Origin of the sequence: Pseudomonas sp. LS44 (genome assembly GCF_024730785.1) — a bacterium.
In the GTDB taxonomy this organism is placed as follows: domain Bacteria; phylum Pseudomonadota; class Gammaproteobacteria; order Pseudomonadales; family Pseudomonadaceae; genus Aquipseudomonas.
This window is the reverse complement of record NZ_CP102830.1, coordinates 2,918,138-2,934,676: the sequence shown is the minus strand read 5'-3', so window position 1 is coordinate 2,934,676 and position 16,539 is coordinate 2,918,138. Positions and strand designations below refer to the sequence as shown.

Here is a 16,539-nt window from a genome sequence, read left to right as displayed (position 1 = left end):
CCGTCTGGCGGCCCGTCGCCAGGAGACGCTATGACCGTACGAACGTCGTATCTGCTGGGGGGCGCTGCGGTCTTATCGGCCGGTGCCATCGCCTTGACCCTCTACCTGCAATGGCCGCCCGCCACGGCGCCTCTCCCGTCGGCAGATCCAGTGACCAGCACCGACAAGCCTGCGCCAGTCACTGCCGCAGTGAACGAGCCAGCGCCCGTGGCGGTGGCGCAGCACAATCCACCTTTAGTTCCCACGCGGGCTGGCACCGATGTCGATGGCCGCCTGCAAACCGACGGCAAAGGCAATCTGGTGGTCGATTCCGCGGTACGCGACTACATCGATTATTACCTTCGCGCGGCCGACGAGGTCGGGCTGGAGAAAGCGGTCAATGCTTTGATCGACGACGCCCATGGCCGCTTGCGCGAGCCGGCGCTCGGCCAGTTCTCGCGGTTACTGGGCGATTATCTGGACTATAAGCGCGCCAGCCTGGCGCTGACGGAACAACCGCTCAGCGCCCAACTGCAGCTGGACCCGCAGGCCCAGGTGCAGGCCTTGCAGGACGCTTCCCAGCGCATGGCCGCGCTGCGTCGTGAATATATGTCCGAAGCCGCCGTGGAAGCCTTCTTTGCCAAAGAAGAGGCCTATTCGCGCTACACCCTGGGCAGTTTGGCGCTGGAGCAGCGTGAGGATTTATCCGACAGTGCCAAAGCTGTCGCCATGGAGGAGTTGCACGCCCAGTTGCCCGCCGCCATTCGCGCGAGCGAAGCCCGTCAGGCCCACGAACAGGTCTTGCAGGCAGAGATCGAACGCCTGCAACAGCAGGAGGCGAGCGAGGAGGAGATGCGCAGCTTCCTGAGCAAGAACTATGACGCCGCAACGGTTGACCGGCTGATCGATGAGCAGCGTTCGGAGCAGAGCTGGCAGCAGCATTACGCCGGTTATCGTCAGGAGTTGCTCTCGTTGGCGGCAAGCGGTCTGGACACGGAGGACCTGCGTGCCGAAACCGCGCGTCTGCGCGAGCGCCTGTTCACCGAGGAGGAGATGTATCGGGTGGAGGCCTTCGATGCCCTGGCGGCCAGGAAAGAGGCAAGTGCCAGCGTAGGACGCTGAGCGATGATAGCTGCGTAATTGCATCGAACTTGACCGCCAGATTGCATTGCCACTGACCACTCAATTGCATTCGTGCTGACCTGGACAGTTCCAGCGTCTAGAAAACCGGGGGCGATTCAGTTTTTAGATGTGCCATTTGTGTAATCTTCGAACTTATTGAAAAAAGGAAGCTGAGCACTATCCTCAGCTTCTTTTTCATAATTGGGATATGCGATTTCGCATTCACCGTCGGCATTAACAAGTAACCATGATGGCTTCTGTATTTGCAAAAAATGCCTATTACGCTTTGGGGGGTGTGCCTTCGGCGTGTGATACAACTGCTTCGATTTGGATCAAGGCATTTTTAGGCAAAGCTGATACCCCCACTGTTCTTCGTGCAGGAATACCGCCTGGAAAGAATGTCGTGTAGACCTCATCTACAGCATCAATATCTTCGATATTTTTAAGGAAGATATTTATCTTAACTACATCACCCATAACGTGGTTGACACTTTCCACAATTGTTTTGATATTTTCTAAGCACTGTCCAGCTTGCTCTTTTACACCACCATTAACCACTTCACCAGTTTTTGGGTCTAAAGGTAATTGAGCTGAGATATGGTTGTAATGAGAAAAAGCTACAGTTTGTGTGGATAGAGAGCTTTTGGGTGCGCCTCCCGTATTGTTTGCTTTTATGACGATTCCATGCCTGTCTTCAACAACTTGCGGCGGCGTGCCATCTCCGTGCGACACAACTGCTTCGATTTGTACCAAGGCATCCATAGGCAAACCTGAAACTGCAACTGCTGTCCGCGCAGGAACATAGGCTGCGGCCCTAGCAATAGCCGAATCTGGGAAAAATGTTTTATAGACTTCGTTTACAGCTTCAATATCCGAGAGGTTCTTAAGGAAGATATTTATCTTAACAATATCGTCAAAAGGCACGTCGATACTTTCTAAAATTGCCTTAATGTTTTTTAAGCACTGCCCAGTTTGCTCTTTTACACCGCCAGCTATCAATTTGCCAGTTCTTGGATCGATAGGTAATTGAGCTGAAAGGTTATTGTAATGAGAAAAAGCTACAGCTTGCGTAGATAGAGGGCTTACTGGTGCGTTTTCCGTGTTTCTTGCAGCTTTTATTAGGTCGCCTGCCTGTGGTGCTTCTGGAATTGTACCCTCGCCGTTTGAAATAAGTGCTTCAACTTGCACCAAAGCATTCATGGGTAAAGCTGTAACTGCGACTGTCGTCAGTGCAGGAACGTAACTCGGGAAGAATTTTGCATAAACTTCGTTTACAGCGTCAATATCTGAGATGTTCTTAAGGAATATAGTGATTCTAACAATATCGTCCATAATATGGTCGATACTTTCTACAATTGCCTTGATATTTTTGAAGCACTGTCCAGCCTGCTCTTTTACACCGCCAGCTACCAATTCTCCAGACTTTGGGTCGATAGGTAGTTGAGCTGAAAGATTATTATAATGAGAGAAAGCTACAGTTTGTGAATATGGACCTATACTTTTTGGAGCATTTTCCGTATTTCTTGCCAATACTGCGTTATATCTACTCATAATAGTAATTCCCTTTTTGCTGAGACTTCGTAGTTTGTGTGGCAAACACGTATTCCACTTCGCTATCGACAGTTGCCACCGTTTATCCGGGTGACGGACATCAAGTCCGCGCGGGGGCAGGCTAGTAAGTGCCCGAGGGTTACTTCATGGAGCAGGTGCAAGTGTAGTGGTCTCTGCGTGCTGCGCCATTGCGCTATCCCTCCCGAGCTGAATTGGGGTACGACGGCAAGTTTCGTGGCGGGTTGTCAGCTTTTCTCGCGCGTGAATCCAGGTCTGAAAACGCCGAGCTTTTAGCTTCTATCAGCCGCTTGGTGCGCTATAGCTACGGCGAAGAGCCGCCGGCCGGATCAGGAGGTGGGGGGAGCCGAGGCAGGCGCACGAAGTTGGACGGGCGGGAGCTCATGTCCGGCCACTCCTGGAGGAAGTACGCACTCAGGCGTCTGCTTGCTGTTGGGCTAGTCTGCTTTCGGCCCAAAGCAGAGACACACCGCTTAGCGCCGTTGACTCAGGGATTCGATGATCCGGCATTCCTCGATCATCCCCCCATGACAGCAGGACAGCAGGCGTTGAAGCTCCTGCTCAAGGCCTTGCAGATCGCGGATACGCAATCTGACTTGATCCAGCTGTTCCGCGACCTTGGCATCCACCGCAGCGCATGACGCCTGCCGGTGGTCAGCAAACCCCAGTAGCTGACGAATATCGTCGAGGCTGAATCCCAAAGCGCGGCTGCGCCGAATGAACAGCAGGCGATCACGCTCTTCTTCCGTGTACTGGCGGTATCCGGAGGCATTGCGCGCCGCCGACGGCAGCAGGCCGAGCTGCTCGTAGTAACGGATTGTCACCGCCTTAGTATCAGTGGCGCGTGCCAGTTTACCCACGGTGAAAGTTGTCGCGTTCATGGGGCTTGACCTTATAGTCGCTATAACCCTCATTCTAACGGCGAGATCGAATGAGCGAGGAGCTGATCATGGACAGCTGCTGTGAGAACAACCACTTAGTGAGGAAATCCTAATGACCACCAAGGCTCCGGGCGGTCCCTGGGGGCTGCTGCTCCTGGCCTGGCTGCTTGCGCTGTTCTCGACTCTGGCCGCGCTGTTCATTGGCGAGGTTATGGGGCAGGCGCCTTGCATACTGTGCTGGTTCCAGCGCGCCTTTATGTTCCCCCTGGCAGTGATCCTGGCCGTGGCCTGCTATCGCTCAGACTTCGACGTCTGGCGTTACGCACTGCCCCTTGCCGGTATCGGTGCATTGCTCGCCCTTGCTCACAGCCTGCTGTATGCCGGCCTGATTCCGCAGCGCATCCAGCCTTGCAGTGCCACCGGCCCGTCCTGCTCGGACGCCAACATGACCATCCTCGGAGGCATCCCGCTACCACTAGTGGCGCTGGGTGTATTCGTCCTGATCGCCATCCTGCTTATCATCATCCGTCGGAGAACTACCCAATGAACCGCCGTACCTTGGTACTGGTCATCAGCGCTCTGCTGCTGGCCGCCTTCGCCGCTGCTGCATTCTTCTACCAGGGTGCCACCCCGCCGCCCCAGAAGCAGGCGGCGCCCACCCCGCAAGGCAGTAGCGCCCTAGTGCGCTTCCATTCGCCAGTGTTCGGCCCGGCGCAGGCGCCGGTGACCATTGTTGAGTTCTTCGACCCGTCCTGCGAGGCCTGCCGCGCCTTCTACCCGATCGTGAAAAAGATCCTCGCCGAGAACCCTAGTGATGTGCGGCTAGTGGTGCGCTATGTGCTGTTCCACCAGGGTTCAGAGGAAGTTGCCCGGATGCTGGAGGCGTCCCGCAAGCAGGAACTCTTCCCGCAAGTGCTGGAAGCAGTGCTCGCCGCTCAGCCGGGCTGGCACGATGACCCCAAGGCTGCCAAAGCCTGGGAAGCAGCCGCCTCGGTTGGCCTGGACGTCGACAAGGCACGTGCCGATATGCACTCGCCGGAAGTCGACGCCGTACTCAAGACCGATATGCAGGATGTCCAGACCGTGGGTGTTCGCGGTACCCCGACCTTCTTCGTCAACGGCCGACCACTGGACGAGTTCGGTCCAGAGCCGCTGCGCGCGCTGGTCAGTAGCGAACTCGCCAAGACCAGGAACTGACACTATGCGCTGGCTAGAGAACCGCATTCCGCCGCCCCTAGTAGCCACTCTGTTCGGCCTGTTGATGTGGCTCGTCGCCCACCGGCTGCCAGGTCACCTGGAACTGGCCATCGAGTGGCGCCTTGGCGCTGCACTGGCCGTGCTGCTGGTGGGTGTGAGTGTCTGTCTGGCCGGCGTACTGTCCTTCCGACGCGCCCGCACCACGGTCAACCCATTGAAGCCGGAGACGGCCTCTGCGTTGGTCAGCTCAGGCATCTACCGCTACACGCGAAACCCGATGTACCTGGGTTTCGCCACCGTCCTGCTGGCCTGGGCGGTGTTCCTCGCCTGGCTGCCGGCAGTGCTGGGTGTACTGGGCTTCGTTCTGTACATGAACCACTTTCAGATCGCCCCGGAAGAGCGGGCACTCAGTGCTCTCTTCGGCGCAGACTTCTATCAATACTGCGAGCAAGTGCGACGTTGGCTCTAAACATCAGCCCCTTCCAACTCACTGCGCACCGCCCCTGTGCCAGGCATGCGCTTTGGGTCGAGGCTGGGTAAAAACGTTTTGAGCACCAAAGGTTGGTCGATCAATGACCAAATCTGGCGTGTGCTCGTGAATTTCAAGCGCAATAGCTGCTAAAGCTCTGCGGAAGATATCAGCGAGAGTTTGTACCCAGCCTGGGTCGTGTGCAGTCGGTCGCGAGAAGAGTGAGGTCGAAATCGTCGTGCTTGAGGCGTGCTTCGATTTCAGCGGCGTTGTGCGCGGTGTTGATTCGCAAGCGGCGCGAGGGCGAAGGTCAGGCTGTCGAGAAAGATACGGGATCGTCGACCAGCAGTAACGCGAGCGGATCGGGAAGGGCAGTCAGCAAGGTGGCCATGGGCCAATCTCACGCGGCTTTTTATTATGTTTGCGCCGCGCGAGGTAGCCCAGACTGTTTATCAGAAGCGGTAGGTCAGCTGCGCACCGAGACCATGAGCGCTGTTTTTGAAGGTGGAGCTGTAGGCACCCTTAGTCGCGCTCACGTCGTTGATCTTGGCGTCATCCTCTTGCAGATAGGAATAAGCCACATCGACCGTGACTTCGTCGCTTGGGCTCCAGGCGGCGCCGAAGCTGATGGCCTTGCGGTCGTTGGTCGGAATGCGCGGCGAGCGGTCCTCGTTGTTGGTCGGCGACTGGTCGACCGACACACCGGTGCGCAGGGTCCACTGAGGGTTCAGCTTGTAGGCGACACCAATGGCGTGGGCCCAGGTGTCATGCCAGTTTTGGTCTTCGCGGATTGGGCTCAGGCTCGAAGCCAGCAGAGCGGGTACGCCTTCGTTCTCGACCACGATCGCTTCCAGGCGGCTCCAGCGAGTCCAGGTGCTGCCGGCATAGAGGGTCCAGTCGGCATTCAGCTCGTGGGTGACCGAGAAATCCACCGACTCCGGGGTCTTCAGTTTCAGCGAGGCGTCGTACTTGCTGCCGTTGAAGGGGCCGAAGCCAGAGCCGTTGATCTCGGTGTCGCCTTCCAATTTGTAGTCGACCATCGAGTGATAGGTCAGGCCGGCGCGGGTCTGCGCGGTGATCTGATAGAGCACGCCGACGTTGTAGCCGAGCGCGGTGTCGTCACCCTTGACCTTGACCTTCCCGTCATTGGTGCCCAGCGTCGCCCGATTCAGGGCGGCGGAAGTCAGCTCGCCGTCGACGCGGTTGATGGTCGGGCCGAAACCTACCGACAACTGATCGTTGAAGCGGTAGCTGATAGTCGGCTGCACGGTGATGACCCGCACTTCGCTACGGTCACCAAAGTAGCGGCCCTGAAAGCCGCTTTCGTAGTCGGTGACCAGCCCGAACGGCACATACATGCCAATACCAAAGGTCCACTTATCGTCGATCGGCTTGACGTAATAGCCCATCGGCGCGGCGACGAGCGGCACCATGTCGCCGTCGTTGCTGCCACGGAAAGATCCGCGTGCATCGTCGATATCGGTTCTCGCATAGATCATCGCGGCACCGGCGCTGACTTGTTCGCGCTTGAGGCGTGACATGCCGGCCGGGTTGCCGAAGATGGTGGTGGCGTCCTCGGCGGAAGAGGAGCGGCCAGCAAAGGAGGTGCCCATGCTGCTGACGCTTTGTTCGTTGATGGCATAGCCACTTGCCAGGCTGTGGGTAGAGAGCGCGCCTATGGTCAGGGCAAGGGTGGTTTTGAACCAGGCTTGTTTCATCGGTAACTCCAGGGAGAGAAAAGCGGCGCGAAAGCTAGCAGGATTGCAGGTGTCTTTCCAGTGAGCTTTTGAGTGCGATTGTCGGACAAAAGCGGGCAAATTGATGGCATTAGCAGCGTATTTGCGCGTTTGTCGAATCTTGGTGGGAAGCTTCAAATCGCTCAGGCGGCATGACTTAAATGACCGACGCAATGCCGCCAGGCATGCAGAAAATCCCGCACCCGGCCTTCGGGCTGAAACACCCGCAACCAGATCCCGGCAAGCCCGACCAGATCGTCGGCCGCCGGCAAGGGCGTTTGTTCGACCGCTATCAACAACCAGGCAATGGCGGTGGCGTAACGCAGGTTGACGGTCAACTCGAGATGCGGCGCGGCAAGAAAAGCATGTTGGCTGGCTAGCCCGCGAACCAGGCTGGCGAGTTCGGGGTCGAGCGCCAAATGCCTGTCCCAGAGCATTTGGTGGCGCACGTCGGCTATCCGATACAGCCCATGTCCATGGTGGTCGTCCAAGGCACTGCCCAGCGACGACTGGCTGGCCGCTACACCCAGCAGCAGTACTTCGGCACTGGCTGAATGGCAGCCAAGGTAGAGGAGGGTAGGGCGGATGACGTGCTGGCGGAGCTCACTGGCGGCGATACCCATATAACCTCTGCGAATAGGGTGCCGGTGAGGCCAGGGCGCATGGGCAGCTTTTTGTGCTAGTTCTCGGAAAGGCCCCACCGGAAGCGGGGTTAGCCGCTCATGCTGAAGTGTAGTGAGACATTTCTGCTGTAAAGGACTGTTTTTAAATCAATTGAAGATTTAAGGCATAAGCCATATAGCGGGCAGTGCTAGCTAGTTGGGTCAGGGATCAAGGCGTAGCGGCTGTATCAGGCGTTCCAATCCGAGTGCCAAAAGCCCGTAAAGTCCCAGCCAGAATGCTGCGCAAAGCAGCCAGCCCAGGCTATTCGGTGCCGCCCAGCCGCCGTCCTCCGGGGTTTGCAGATTCGTAGGGTGGGTTAGCCGTAGGCGTAACCCGCCGACCAGGCAGGACGCCAGTGCTCCGGGCGGTACCGCGACTGACTCATGCAGCGTCTTCAGTTGCCCACTGCCACCGGCCGCGTCGGGTCGGTGATCCATTCGCTCCATGAGCCGGCGTACAGCGGCGCCAGCGGGAAGCCCGCCAGGCTCAGGGCAAACAGGTTGTGACAGGCCGTCACCCCGGACCCGCAGTAAGCCACCAGGTCTTGCTTTGGCTGGTCTTCGAGCAGCTCGTTGAAGCGTTGCTGCAAGGCCTGCGCAGGCAGAAAGCGCCCGTCGCTGCCCAGATTGTCGGTGAACGGCGCGCAGCGAGCGCCGGGAATATGCCCGGCGACAGGATCGATGGGTTCGATCTCGCCGCGAAAACGTGGCAATCCGCGCGCATCCAGCAGGGTCAGGCCTGGGTCATCCAGACATTGCTGCAACTGGCTGGCGCTGATCACCATGCTGTGGTCGGCTTGCCCGTGAAAATCGCCCTGGCGTTGCGATGGCGCTTCTGCGGTTATCGGCTGGCCGGCTTGGCGCCAGGCGGCCAGACCTCCATCGAGCAAATACACCCCGTCACGCTTGCCCAGCCAGGCCAGCAGCCACCAGGCGCGGGCGGCAAATGCGGCGGGACCGTCGTCATACAGCACCACGCTGCTGGCGTTATCGATTCCCCAGCTGTGCAGGCGCTCGATCAGCCGGATCGGCTCGGGCAACGGATGGCGCCCGGTTACGCCTTTGACGATGGGCCCGGACAAGTCCTGCTCAAGATCGGCGAAGTGCGCGCCGGGGATATGGCCTTCGGCGTAACTGCGCTGGCCGTAGGCGACATCGTCGAGGGCGAAGCGGCAGTCGAGAATGACCAGGTCGGGTTGTCCGAGGCGGCTGGCCAGCTGCTCTGCAGTCAGCAATTGGGCGAGTGGCATGAAGAGCTCCAGTGTCGTTTTCGGATCAATGCGCATCATAGCCCCGGAATTTTTTCGTACGAAACAATCCCCGTGCGCGGCCACTACGACATTCCCGCGGGCCTCGCCTGCTAACCCACCCACAAAAGCAGTGCGCAACACTTAACGGCTACATTTGATCGTTGATCGTCCCCACGCTCTGCGTGGGAATGCCGCTACAGACGCTCTGCGTCTGCGGGACGCGGAGCGTCCCCGGATCAGGTTCCCACGCTGGAGCGTGGGAACCATCGGAATGCTCGCGGCCAGGGCCGCGAGCAACAGCCTCAGCGGATCTTCAGCTTGCCAATGCGATCGTTTTCCAGACTGCCGATATACAGGTAGTCGCCCACCGGCTTGGCCGAAGTGACCATGCGCAGATGCTCGCCGCTGGTGTCGTGCAGGCTGCGAATGATCTGACCGTTTTCATTGACGGCGATCACCAGACCATAACGGGCGGCTTTCGGCCACATCGCCCGCGGCAGCTTGGCGATCTGCGCCTTGAGCCATGGATGCTGATGGAGGAAATCGGCATCCGTCTTGCGCGGCGACGGCAGGGCTACCCAGAACGTGCCGGCGCGGTCGCCCTGCAGGTTGTCTGGCAGGCCGGGCAGGTTGTCGATGAACACATCGTGGGTGCCAGCCTTGTCGCCTTTGAGCCAGTAGCGGGTGATGCGGTAGCGGTAGGTCTCGTTGACCAGGACGAAATCCTCATGGGCCGACAGCGCCACGCCGTTGGCGAAGTACAGATCCTTGATTAGCACGTCGGTCTTGCCAGTCGCCGGGTCAAAGCGCAGCAGACGGCCATGCGGGCGGGCTTCGAGCAGGTCGAGCAGGTAATCCGGTTGTTCGAACTTGGCCGAGGCATCGGAGAAATAGATGCGCCCGTCGCTGGCGATATCCACGTCGTCGGTAAAGCGGAACGGCACGCCGTCGGCCTCGCGGCTGAGCACGCTGATCTGGCCTTGCGGATCGATGCGTAACAGACCTTTGAACGCATCGGCGACGATCAGATTGCCTTGCGCGTCGAAGTCCATGCCCAGCGGCCGGCCTTGCGTGTCGGCGAAGGTTTGCACCTCGCCAGTGGTGCTGATGCGCACGATCCGACCATCGTGCAGGCCGGCATACACGCGACCCTGAGCGTCTACCGCAGTATCTTCCGGGCCATGGATCTGACCCTTGGCGAGCAGCTCGGCCTTCATCAAGGTGTCGTTGGGTTCCAGTACGCCGGTCATGCTCGGCGCTTGAGGCGCGTCCCAGGCCAGCGGGTCGATCGGGCTGGGGGTGACGGCGAGGTAAGCCGCCACGGCGACGAGCAACAGGGCAATCAGGCCCAAAAGCTTTTTCATGACATTCCCTTATTCTGATTTTTTCGAGGCAGCGGCAGCATAGGCAGCGGCTGGAGTGCCCACAAGCCTGAATAGCCGCGGTTAGGGCCTGTTAAGGCTACTGACGCGAGCCGCGTTGCAGCGAGAAATAACCCCCGGTTAAGCGCAGGACGCAGGCAATGGTCATTCCCTTGGCAAGTCGGGCCATTTCCCGCGCAAAAAACAGGCTCCGGCGCGCCGTGTCAGTAGCGTTAACAGGCCCTGGTGGGGGCGATATATACTGCGCGGCATTCTGTATGGGAGAGCCGCGTGGCTATCGAAATTAACTGGATTCGTGATGACGCCAGCCTGGCGCGCCACTGCGCCGAGTGGCAATGCCTGCCGTATGTGGTGCTGGATACCGAATTCGTGCGGGTCGACACTTTTTATCCGCTGGCCGGCCTGGTGCAGGTGGGCGATGGCAGTCGGGCGCATCTGATCGACCCGCTGTTGATCGGCGACTGGAGCAGTTTCGCCGCTTTGCTGGAGAACCCGGCGGTGGTCAAGGTGCTGCATGCCACCAGCGAGGATCTGGAAGTATTCCAACGCCTGGCTGGCGCTTCGCCGGTGCCGCTGTTCGACACGCAAATCGCCGCTGCTTATCTCAACCTGGGCTTCTCCATGGGCTACTCGCGGCTGGTGCAGGAGCTGCTGGGCATCGAGTTGCCCAAGGGCGAGACGCGCTCCGACTGGCTGCAACGCCCGCTGTCGGAGACGCAAATCAGCTATGCCGCCGAAGACGTGCTGCATCTGGCCGAGGTGTACCAGAACCTGCAGGCCAAGCTGCCGGCCGACAAGTACGAATGGGTGCTGGAAGACGGCGCCGAGCTGGTCGCCAACCAATTGCGCGTCACCGCTCCGGAAGACGCCTACCGCGACGCCAAACTGGCCTGGCGGCTCAAGCCCGCGCAGCTCGCCGTGCTGCGTGAACTGTGCGCCTGGCGTGAGCGCGAGGCGCGGGCACGCAACCAGCCGCGCAACCGCATCCTGCGGGAAAATTCGCTGTGGCCGCTGGCTCGGACGCAGCCCGACAACCTGGTCAGCCTGGCGCGCATCGAAGATATGCACCCGCGTACCGTGCGCCAGGATGGCGAATTCCTGCTCAAGCTGATCAACGACGCGGCCGCCACGCCGCCGGAGGATTGGCCCGAGCCGTTGCCCGAGCCACTGCCGTTGGAAGCATCGGCGGTGCTGAAGAAGTTGCGCGCCATTGGCCAGCGCGAAGCCGAGCAATTGGATATGGCGCCCGAGCTGATGCTGCGCAAGAAAACCCTTGAAGCGCTGCTCAAAAGCGGCTTCCCCAATGGCCCTTATCAGCTGCCGGAATCCCTGCGCGGCTGGCGCCGTGAGCGCATGGGCCAGGCATTGCTCGATCTGCTGGCCAGCCAGCAGCCGGAGGGAGAACAGGCATGAAACGTATCTGCTCCATCTATAGAAGTACCCGCAAGCGCGAGATGTATCTGTATGTGCTGCGCGCCGATGCCTTGAGTAAGGTGCCTGAGGGCCTGCTGGCCGCGTTTGGCACGCCACAGCTGGCCTTCGACATGGTGCTGACCCCGGAGCGCAAGCTGGCGCGCGAGGACATCAACCTGGTCCTGGAAAACCTCGACAAGCAGGGTTTCCATCTGCAGATGCCGCCGCCGGAAGACGAGTACATCGAGCATCTGCCGGACGAGCTGCTGCGCCGCAACGATCCGATGTAGCTCCGTTAGATATAACTCCGCTTGTCACCGCGCGACTGCGACCAGCGCTCGCGCGGCTAGTGAAACCATTTGCCCGTTGTTGCCTGTGACTCCGCGTTATCCCCTCGTCAGCCCTTGGCCGGCGAGCGCCTGAACAGGTTCATCATCATTTGTTTGCGGACTGGCCGTCCTGATTGGCGGCCAGACCAGTGTCGTTCCGAAGGTTTGTCATGCACGTCCTGATTGCTGAGAAAGACCACGCCCTGTACGCCGAATTGCTCGCCGCCGGCGAGCCGGGCTTGCTGATTCATGCCAGCGCCGATCCCGCCGAGTTGGCCCATTGGGCCGGCGATTGCCCCATCTGGCTGGGCCAGCCCGACCTGATCGCCCACGTATTGCGCCGCGGCCAGACGCCGCAGTGGCTGCAATCCACCTGGGCCGGCGTTGCCCCGCTACTGGCGGATAGCCTGCCGCGTGACTACCGCTTGACCCGCGCGGTGGGTATCTTCGGCCAGGTGATGGCCGAATACCTGCTGACCTACATCCTCAATCACGAGCGCGATGTGCTGGCGCGCCTGGCCAGCCAGGTTGAGCGGCACTGGGACAGTCGCCCGCCGCATAGCCTGGCCGGCCGGCGGGTGCTGATCGTCGGCTGCGGCGATATTGGCTTGAGCGTCGCACAGTTTCTCGCCCCGTTTGGCATCGAGCTGACCGGCATCGCCAGCAGCTCACGCGAGCTGGCGCCGTTCCGTGAAGTGGGCGGCATGGCGGATTTGCCGCGCTTGGTCGGTGAGGCCGATTACGTGATCAATCTGTTGCCGGACACGCCCCACACCCAAGATGTCTTCGACGCCGGGTTGTTCTCGCGCTTCCAGCCCAATGCGCTGTTCATCAACGTCGGCCGCGGCGCGGCGGTGGTGGATGCCGATCTGGTAATGGCGTTGCGCGAGGGCTACCTGACCGGCGCGATCATCGACGTCTGCCGCCAGGAGCCGCTGCCGCCGCGCCATCCGTTCTGGACCGCCTACGGCCTGCTGCTGACCGGACACAGTTCGGCGCCGACGCAGCCACGCTTGATGGCCCAGCTGTTTCTCGACAACCTCGCGCGCTATCGAGCCGGCACCGAGCTGCGTGGCGCAGTGGATTTCGCCCGCGGCTATTGAATTGGATAGTCGGCCCCGGCTGATGCTACGAGCTACGCCGGTGTAGGAGCGAATTCATTCGCGATGGGGCAAGCGCAGAGTTGTCTTCATTCGCAGATAAAGCCATTCGGCGTGCCAGCCTTGGCCGGCTGGCGGTGCGGCGCTAGACTGCCGGCCCTTTTTACTTCCTGCCCTTCAATTGCCATGGCCGCCAAAGTCGAACCGTTCTGGAAACGCAAAACCCTCGCCGAGCTGGATCAGCAGGAGTGGGAGTCGCTGTGCGACGGTTGCGGTTTGTGCTGCCTGCAGAAACTCGAAGACGAGGACGACGGCAGCGTCTATTACACGCGGATCGCCTGCAAACTGCTGGACCTCAACACCTGCCGTTGCAGCGATTACGAAAACCGCCGTAAATCTGTGCCCGATTGCATCCAGCTCACCCCGGGCAAGGCCGAGGATTTTCGCTGGCTGCCGCCGACGTGCGGCTATCGATTGGTCGCCGAAGGGCTGGATCTGCCGCCCTGGCACCCGCTGGTCTGCGGCGACCCGCAGGCCGTGCACAACGCCGGTATCTCCCAGGCCGGCAACATGCTCAGCGAAACCAAAGTCGCTGAGGATGACTGGGAGGACTACATGATCTTCCGCGCCGGCTAACCTGTGCGTTGTCCCGCTGGCCTGCGGGCGTGGTAGTTGGGATCGGTTTCGCCAAGGAGTATTCATCGTGTCATTACGCCTGTTGTCATTACGCCTGAGCTGGTCCGTCGCGCTACTGGCGCTGAGCCTGCCGGCCTGGGCAGCAAAGAAAGTGGACCTGGATTACCTGGTCCGCTTCCTCCCCGAGAGCGATCAGGCCGAGGTGCGCCTGACCTTGGAAGATGGCCAGGCCGTACACAGCCTGAGTTTCGAGCTGGGCGAGCAGGGCTACTACAGCGATTTCAAGACCGATGGCCAATGGCAGGTCGAGGCTGATCGCGGCATCTGGCAGCCCGCTAAAGGCAAGAGCAGCCTCAGCTATCGAGTGCGCATCAGTCATCCGCGCAAATCCGGCAGTTTCGATGCGCGGATGACCAAGGATTGGGCGCTGTTCCGCGGCGACGATCTGGTCCCCAGCGGGCAACTGAAACAGCGCGACGGCACCGAGCTGGTCTCGCGCCTGCAATTCGAATTGCCGACCGGCTGGACAAGCGTGGAAACTGGTTGGCCGCGGATCGGCAAGAACCGCTTCCGTATCGATAACGCCTCACGCCTGTTCGATCGGCCGACTGGCTGGATGCTGGCCGGGCAGATCGGCACGCGGCGCACCAAGCTGGGCGAAACCGACGTCACGGTCGCCGCACCGATGGGCGAGGGCATGCGGCGTATGGACGTGCTGACCATGCTGACTTTCGTCTGGCCGCAGGTGCAGGCGGTGTTCCCGCGTGATCCGCAGAAACTCCTGGTGGTTGGCGCTGGCGACCCGATGTGGCGCGGTGGCTTGTCGGCACCGAACTCCTTGTTCATGCATGCCGAGCGCCCGCTGGTCAGCGAGAACGGCACCAGTTCGCTGGTGCATGAGCTGGTCCACGTGTTCAGCCGGATCAGCGATACCGACCGTAGCGACTGGATCAGCGAGGGCCTGGCCGAGTACTACGCGATCGAATTGGTGCGCCGCTCCGGCGGCATGAGCGAAGGGCGCTATCAGGCGATACGCAGCAAACTCAGCAAGTGGAGTCGCAAAGTCAGCAGCCTGCGCGGTGAGCACGCCAGCGGCCCGGTCACGGCGCGAGCGGTATTGCTGCTGCAGGAGTTGGATAAGGAAATCCGCAAGGGTAGCGACAAGCGTTATTCACTCGACGATGTCGCGCGCGGCTTGATGCGTCTGGATACGGTCAGCACCAAGGACTTCATCGAGATCAGCGAAGACCTGATCGGCGGCCCTTCCAAGGTGCTGGATACGCCTCTGCTGCGTTGAGCAGAGGTCACTTCAAGGTTTGGCCTGCAGCTCGCTCAGGCGCCGCGCGGCGATTTCGAGCTCATCGCGAATCTGCGCCAGCTCGGCGCGGGTTTCCGCCAGAAAGCGCTTGGCCGGGCATTGACCGCTAACCCCGCGGGCCAGGGTCACGCCACCGATGGTGATTTCAATCAGCCCCAGTACGCCGCCGCGGCGCAGGCCTTTGCCGATCAGCAAGGCGCCGCCGCCCAGTGAGGCGCAGCGCTCCCAGCCTTGCACATTCTGCGATTGAGGCAGCGAAGTGGCGTTCAGGCGGCTTGGCTTGACGGGCTCGATCATGATGCTGTCTCCGAAGGATGCTCAGTGCTTAATCACTGACCACGCTCGCGCGCAGGCGTTCAGCCTTTGTCCTTGAGGAGGTCAGCCAAGGCACCGAGCGCTTTGTAGGTGGTCTTGGCCGCTTGCGGGGTGGCGGTCGAGCTCTCGGCAAAGTACTGCTGGTCGGTGTAGCGCGAGTGCTCGTTGTCATGGCAGTACAGGCACAGCAGCTCCCAGTTCGAGCCGTCTTGCGGGTTGTTGTCGTGGTTGTGGTCGCGGTGATGCACGGTCAGCTCGCTCAAGCCTTTACCGGAAAACTCGCGGGCGCAACGGCCGCACACCCACGGGTACATCTTCAGGGCTTTCTCGCGGTAGCCTTCCTCGCGGCGGCGCTGGGCCTCGGCGAGGCTGTGGTTGGACGAGCGGTTGGAGGTGTTGGAACTCATGGGTATCACTCTGAAAGTGGTGTTTCTGTAATGAGTTTAGCGCCGTGGCGATTTCCTTGGCGGCTGTTCAGGCCTCGGATTTCTCGGCGATCCAGATGGTGTGGCGGGTGCCGCGATTGCCGTGGGCATACACCTGATGCTCTTCGGCTTTGAACCCCGCTTTGCGCAAGCGCTCGGAAAACCCGCGTTCGGCGCTGGCCGACCAGACGGCCAGCAGCCCGCGCGGGCGGAGCGCCTGTTTGCAGGCCTGCAGGCCTTGCGCGGAATACAGCCAGTCGTTGCTGTGTTGGGTCAAGCCTTCCGGGCCGTTGTCGACATCCAGCATGATCGCATCGAAGCCGTGCGGCTCGGCGCGCAACACCTCGGCGACATCGGTGCAGCGGACGTCGGCACGCGGATCGTCGAGCGGGCGGCCAGCCTTGGCGCCGAGCGCGCCGCGATTCCACTCGATCACCCCAGGCACCAACTCGGCGACTACCACGCTGGCCTCGGCGCCCAGATGCTTGAGCGCCGAGGCGAGGGTGAAGCCCATGCCCAGCCCGCCGATCAGCACCCGGGGCTGCGGGCGCGCGGCGATGCGCTGGCAGGGCAGCGCCGCCAAGGCGTCTTCCGAACCATGCATGCGGGTGTTCATCAATTGGCCGCCGTCGCCGCCCTGGATTTTGATGACGAAATCCGGGCCGTACTCGAACAGGCACAGCGCCCCGCCGTCGTTGGGAATCGGGGCGGTGTCGAGCAGGACAAAGCGTTGCTTCATGGTGGTCTCGTAACGAA

General features: G+C 60.6%; 18 protein-coding genes. 9 read left to right on the top strand and 9 right to left on the bottom strand.

Annotated elements, in window-relative coordinates:
• Window positions 1-30: 30 nt before the first annotated feature.
• Window positions 31-1,101 (top strand): lipase secretion chaperone, encoded by a 1,071-nt coding sequence (locus NVV93_RS12995; protein ID WP_258251065.1) that lies wholly within the window; start codon window positions 31-33, stop codon window positions 1,099-1,101.
• Between the two features lie 279 nt (window positions 1,102-1,380).
• Here NVV93_RS12995 and NVV93_RS12990 read toward each other — a convergent pair whose 3' ends face one another.
• Together NVV93_RS12990 and NVV93_RS12985 are read right to left on the bottom strand one after the other, a co-directional pair.
• The gene (locus tag NVV93_RS12990; protein WP_258251064.1) at window positions 1,381-2,652 is read right to left on the bottom strand and encodes a RidA family protein; all 1,272 of its coding nucleotides are present in this window, start codon (window positions 2,650-2,652) and stop codon (window positions 1,381-1,383) included.
• A 491-nt stretch (window positions 2,653-3,143) separates the two neighbouring features.
• Window positions 3,144-3,551, bottom strand: a complete 408-nt coding sequence (locus NVV93_RS12985) for a helix-turn-helix domain-containing protein (protein WP_258251063.1) — start codon at window positions 3,549-3,551, stop codon at window positions 3,144-3,146.
• Window positions 3,552-3,663: 112 nt separating this feature from the next.
• On the opposite strand from NVV93_RS12985, the gene NVV93_RS12980 reads away from it, so the two are divergent.
• From NVV93_RS12980 to NVV93_RS12970, 3 genes are read left to right on the top strand one after another with little or no spacing between them, the layout of a single operon-like run.
• On the top strand, window positions 3,664-4,098 hold the full coding sequence (locus tag NVV93_RS12980; protein WP_258251062.1) for a disulfide bond formation protein B: 435 nt from the start codon (window positions 3,664-3,666) through the stop codon (window positions 4,096-4,098).
• Window positions 4,095-4,748 (top strand): thioredoxin domain-containing protein, encoded by a 654-nt coding sequence (locus NVV93_RS12975; RefSeq protein WP_258251061.1) that lies wholly within the window; start codon window positions 4,095-4,097, stop codon window positions 4,746-4,748. The genes NVV93_RS12980 and NVV93_RS12975 overlap by 4 nt, the downstream gene beginning before the upstream one ends.
• Before the next feature lie 4 nt (window positions 4,749-4,752).
• The gene (locus NVV93_RS12970; protein WP_258251060.1) at window positions 4,753-5,217 is read left to right on the top strand and encodes an isoprenylcysteine carboxylmethyltransferase family protein; all 465 of its coding nucleotides are present in this window, start codon (window positions 4,753-4,755) and stop codon (window positions 5,215-5,217) included.
• A 452-nt stretch (window positions 5,218-5,669) separates the two neighbouring features.
• Here the strand turns inward: NVV93_RS12970 and NVV93_RS12965 are convergent, their stop codons facing one another.
• The 4 genes from NVV93_RS12965 to NVV93_RS12950 all read right to left on the bottom strand — a co-directional run bounded on the left by NVV93_RS12965 (window position 5,670) and on the right by NVV93_RS12950 (window position 10,229).
• Window positions 5,670-6,935 (bottom strand): OmpP1/FadL family transporter, encoded by a 1,266-nt coding sequence (locus tag NVV93_RS12965; RefSeq protein ID WP_258251059.1) that lies wholly within the window; start codon window positions 6,933-6,935, stop codon window positions 5,670-5,672.
• Window positions 6,936-7,096: 161 nt separating this feature from the next.
• Window positions 7,097-7,576, bottom strand: coding sequence for a hypothetical protein (locus tag NVV93_RS12960; protein WP_258251058.1), 480 nt, complete (start codon window positions 7,574-7,576; stop codon window positions 7,097-7,099).
• Between the two features lie 434 nt (window positions 7,577-8,010).
• Window positions 8,011-8,865: a sulfurtransferase gene (locus tag NVV93_RS12955; protein ID WP_258251057.1), complete on the bottom strand. Its 855-nt coding sequence runs from the start codon at window positions 8,863-8,865 to the stop codon at window positions 8,011-8,013.
• A gap of 302 nt (window positions 8,866-9,167) precedes the next feature.
• A complete protein-coding gene (locus tag NVV93_RS12950) occupies window positions 9,168-10,229 on the bottom strand; it encodes an SMP-30/gluconolactonase/LRE family protein (RefSeq protein ID WP_258251056.1) in 1,062 nt (353 codons plus the stop codon).
• 288 nt (window positions 10,230-10,517) lie between these two features.
• Here NVV93_RS12950 and rnd point away from each other — a divergent pair, with 288 nt between their 5' ends.
• The 5 genes from rnd to NVV93_RS12925 all read left to right on the top strand — a co-directional run bounded on the left by rnd (window position 10,518) and on the right by NVV93_RS12925 (window position 15,022).
• A complete protein-coding gene (rnd, locus tag NVV93_RS12945; protein WP_258251055.1) occupies window positions 10,518-11,660 on the top strand; it encodes a ribonuclease D in 1,143 nt (380 codons plus the stop codon).
• A complete protein-coding gene (locus NVV93_RS12940; protein WP_258251054.1) occupies window positions 11,657-11,950 on the top strand; it encodes a YcgL domain-containing protein in 294 nt (97 codons plus the stop codon). The genes rnd and NVV93_RS12940 overlap by 4 nt, the downstream gene beginning before the upstream one ends.
• Before the next feature lie 209 nt (window positions 11,951-12,159).
• Window positions 12,160-13,092 (top strand): D-2-hydroxyacid dehydrogenase, encoded by a 933-nt coding sequence (locus tag NVV93_RS12935; protein ID WP_258251053.1) that lies wholly within the window; start codon window positions 12,160-12,162, stop codon window positions 13,090-13,092.
• A 183-nt stretch (window positions 13,093-13,275) separates the two neighbouring features.
• Window positions 13,276-13,725 (top strand): YcgN family cysteine cluster protein, encoded by a 450-nt coding sequence (locus NVV93_RS12930; protein WP_258251052.1) that lies wholly within the window; start codon window positions 13,276-13,278, stop codon window positions 13,723-13,725.
• A gap of 82 nt (window positions 13,726-13,807) precedes the next feature.
• The gene (locus tag NVV93_RS12925; RefSeq protein ID WP_258254360.1) at window positions 13,808-15,022 is read left to right on the top strand and encodes a hypothetical protein; all 1,215 of its coding nucleotides are present in this window, start codon (window positions 13,808-13,810) and stop codon (window positions 15,020-15,022) included.
• Window positions 15,023-15,034: 12 nt separating this feature from the next.
• Here the strand turns inward: NVV93_RS12925 and NVV93_RS12920 are convergent, their stop codons facing one another.
• The 3 genes from NVV93_RS12920 to NVV93_RS12910 form a co-directional block, all read right to left on the bottom strand.
• On the bottom strand, window positions 15,035-15,340 hold the full coding sequence (locus NVV93_RS12920; protein WP_258251051.1) for a DUF2892 domain-containing protein: 306 nt from the start codon (window positions 15,338-15,340) through the stop codon (window positions 15,035-15,037).
• Between the two features lie 59 nt (window positions 15,341-15,399).
• Window positions 15,400-15,765: a YajD family HNH nuclease gene (locus NVV93_RS12915; RefSeq protein ID WP_258251050.1), complete on the bottom strand. Its 366-nt coding sequence runs from the start codon at window positions 15,763-15,765 to the stop codon at window positions 15,400-15,402.
• A 67-nt stretch (window positions 15,766-15,832) separates the two neighbouring features.
• Window positions 15,833-16,522 carry a spermidine synthase gene (locus tag NVV93_RS12910; protein ID WP_258251049.1) on the bottom strand — a complete coding sequence of 230 codons (690 nt, stop codon included), beginning with the start codon at window positions 16,520-16,522 and terminating at the stop codon, window positions 15,833-15,835.
• Window positions 16,523-16,539: the final 17 nt, after the last annotated feature.

Excerpts from the sequence above, each read along its gene's own strand:
- NVV93_RS12965 (WP_258251059.1), bottom strand. The coding sequence starts at position 6,935 with ATGAAACAAGCCTGGTTCAAAACCACCCTTGCCCTGACCATAGGCGCG.
- NVV93_RS12940 (WP_258251054.1), top strand. The coding sequence starts at position 11,657 with ATGAAACGTATCTGCTCCATCTATAGAAGTACCCGCAAGCGCGAGATG.
- NVV93_RS12995 (WP_258251065.1), top strand. The coding sequence starts at position 31 with ATGACCGTACGAACGTCGTATCTGCTGGGGGGCGCTGCGGTCTTATCG.
- NVV93_RS12910 (WP_258251049.1), bottom strand. The coding sequence starts at position 16,522 with ATGAAGCAACGCTTTGTCCTGCTCGACACCGCCCCGATTCCCAACGAC.
- NVV93_RS12960 (WP_258251058.1), bottom strand. The coding sequence starts at position 7,576 with ATGGGTATCGCCGCCAGTGAGCTCCGCCAGCACGTCATCCGCCCTACC.
- NVV93_RS12990 (WP_258251064.1), bottom strand. The coding sequence starts at position 2,652 with ATGAGTAGATATAACGCAGTATTGGCAAGAAATACGGAAAATGCTCCA.
- NVV93_RS12920 (WP_258251051.1), bottom strand. The coding sequence starts at position 15,340 with ATGATCGAGCCCGTCAAGCCAAGCCGCCTGAACGCCACTTCGCTGCCT.
- NVV93_RS12950 (WP_258251056.1), bottom strand. The coding sequence starts at position 10,229 with ATGAAAAAGCTTTTGGGCCTGATTGCCCTGTTGCTCGTCGCCGTGGCG.
- NVV93_RS12980 (WP_258251062.1), top strand. The coding sequence starts at position 3,664 with ATGACCACCAAGGCTCCGGGCGGTCCCTGGGGGCTGCTGCTCCTGGCC.
- NVV93_RS12970 (WP_258251060.1), top strand. The coding sequence starts at position 4,753 with ATGCGCTGGCTAGAGAACCGCATTCCGCCGCCCCTAGTAGCCACTCTG.
- NVV93_RS12915 (WP_258251050.1), bottom strand. The coding sequence starts at position 15,765 with ATGAGTTCCAACACCTCCAACCGCTCGTCCAACCACAGCCTCGCCGAG.
- NVV93_RS12930 (WP_258251052.1), top strand. The coding sequence starts at position 13,276 with ATGGCCGCCAAAGTCGAACCGTTCTGGAAACGCAAAACCCTCGCCGAG.
- NVV93_RS12935 (WP_258251053.1), top strand. The coding sequence starts at position 12,160 with ATGCACGTCCTGATTGCTGAGAAAGACCACGCCCTGTACGCCGAATTG.
- NVV93_RS12975 (WP_258251061.1), top strand. The coding sequence starts at position 4,095 with ATGAACCGCCGTACCTTGGTACTGGTCATCAGCGCTCTGCTGCTGGCC.
- NVV93_RS12985 (WP_258251063.1), bottom strand. The coding sequence starts at position 3,551 with ATGAACGCGACAACTTTCACCGTGGGTAAACTGGCACGCGCCACTGAT.
- NVV93_RS12955 (WP_258251057.1), bottom strand. The coding sequence starts at position 8,865 with ATGCCACTCGCCCAATTGCTGACTGCAGAGCAGCTGGCCAGCCGCCTC.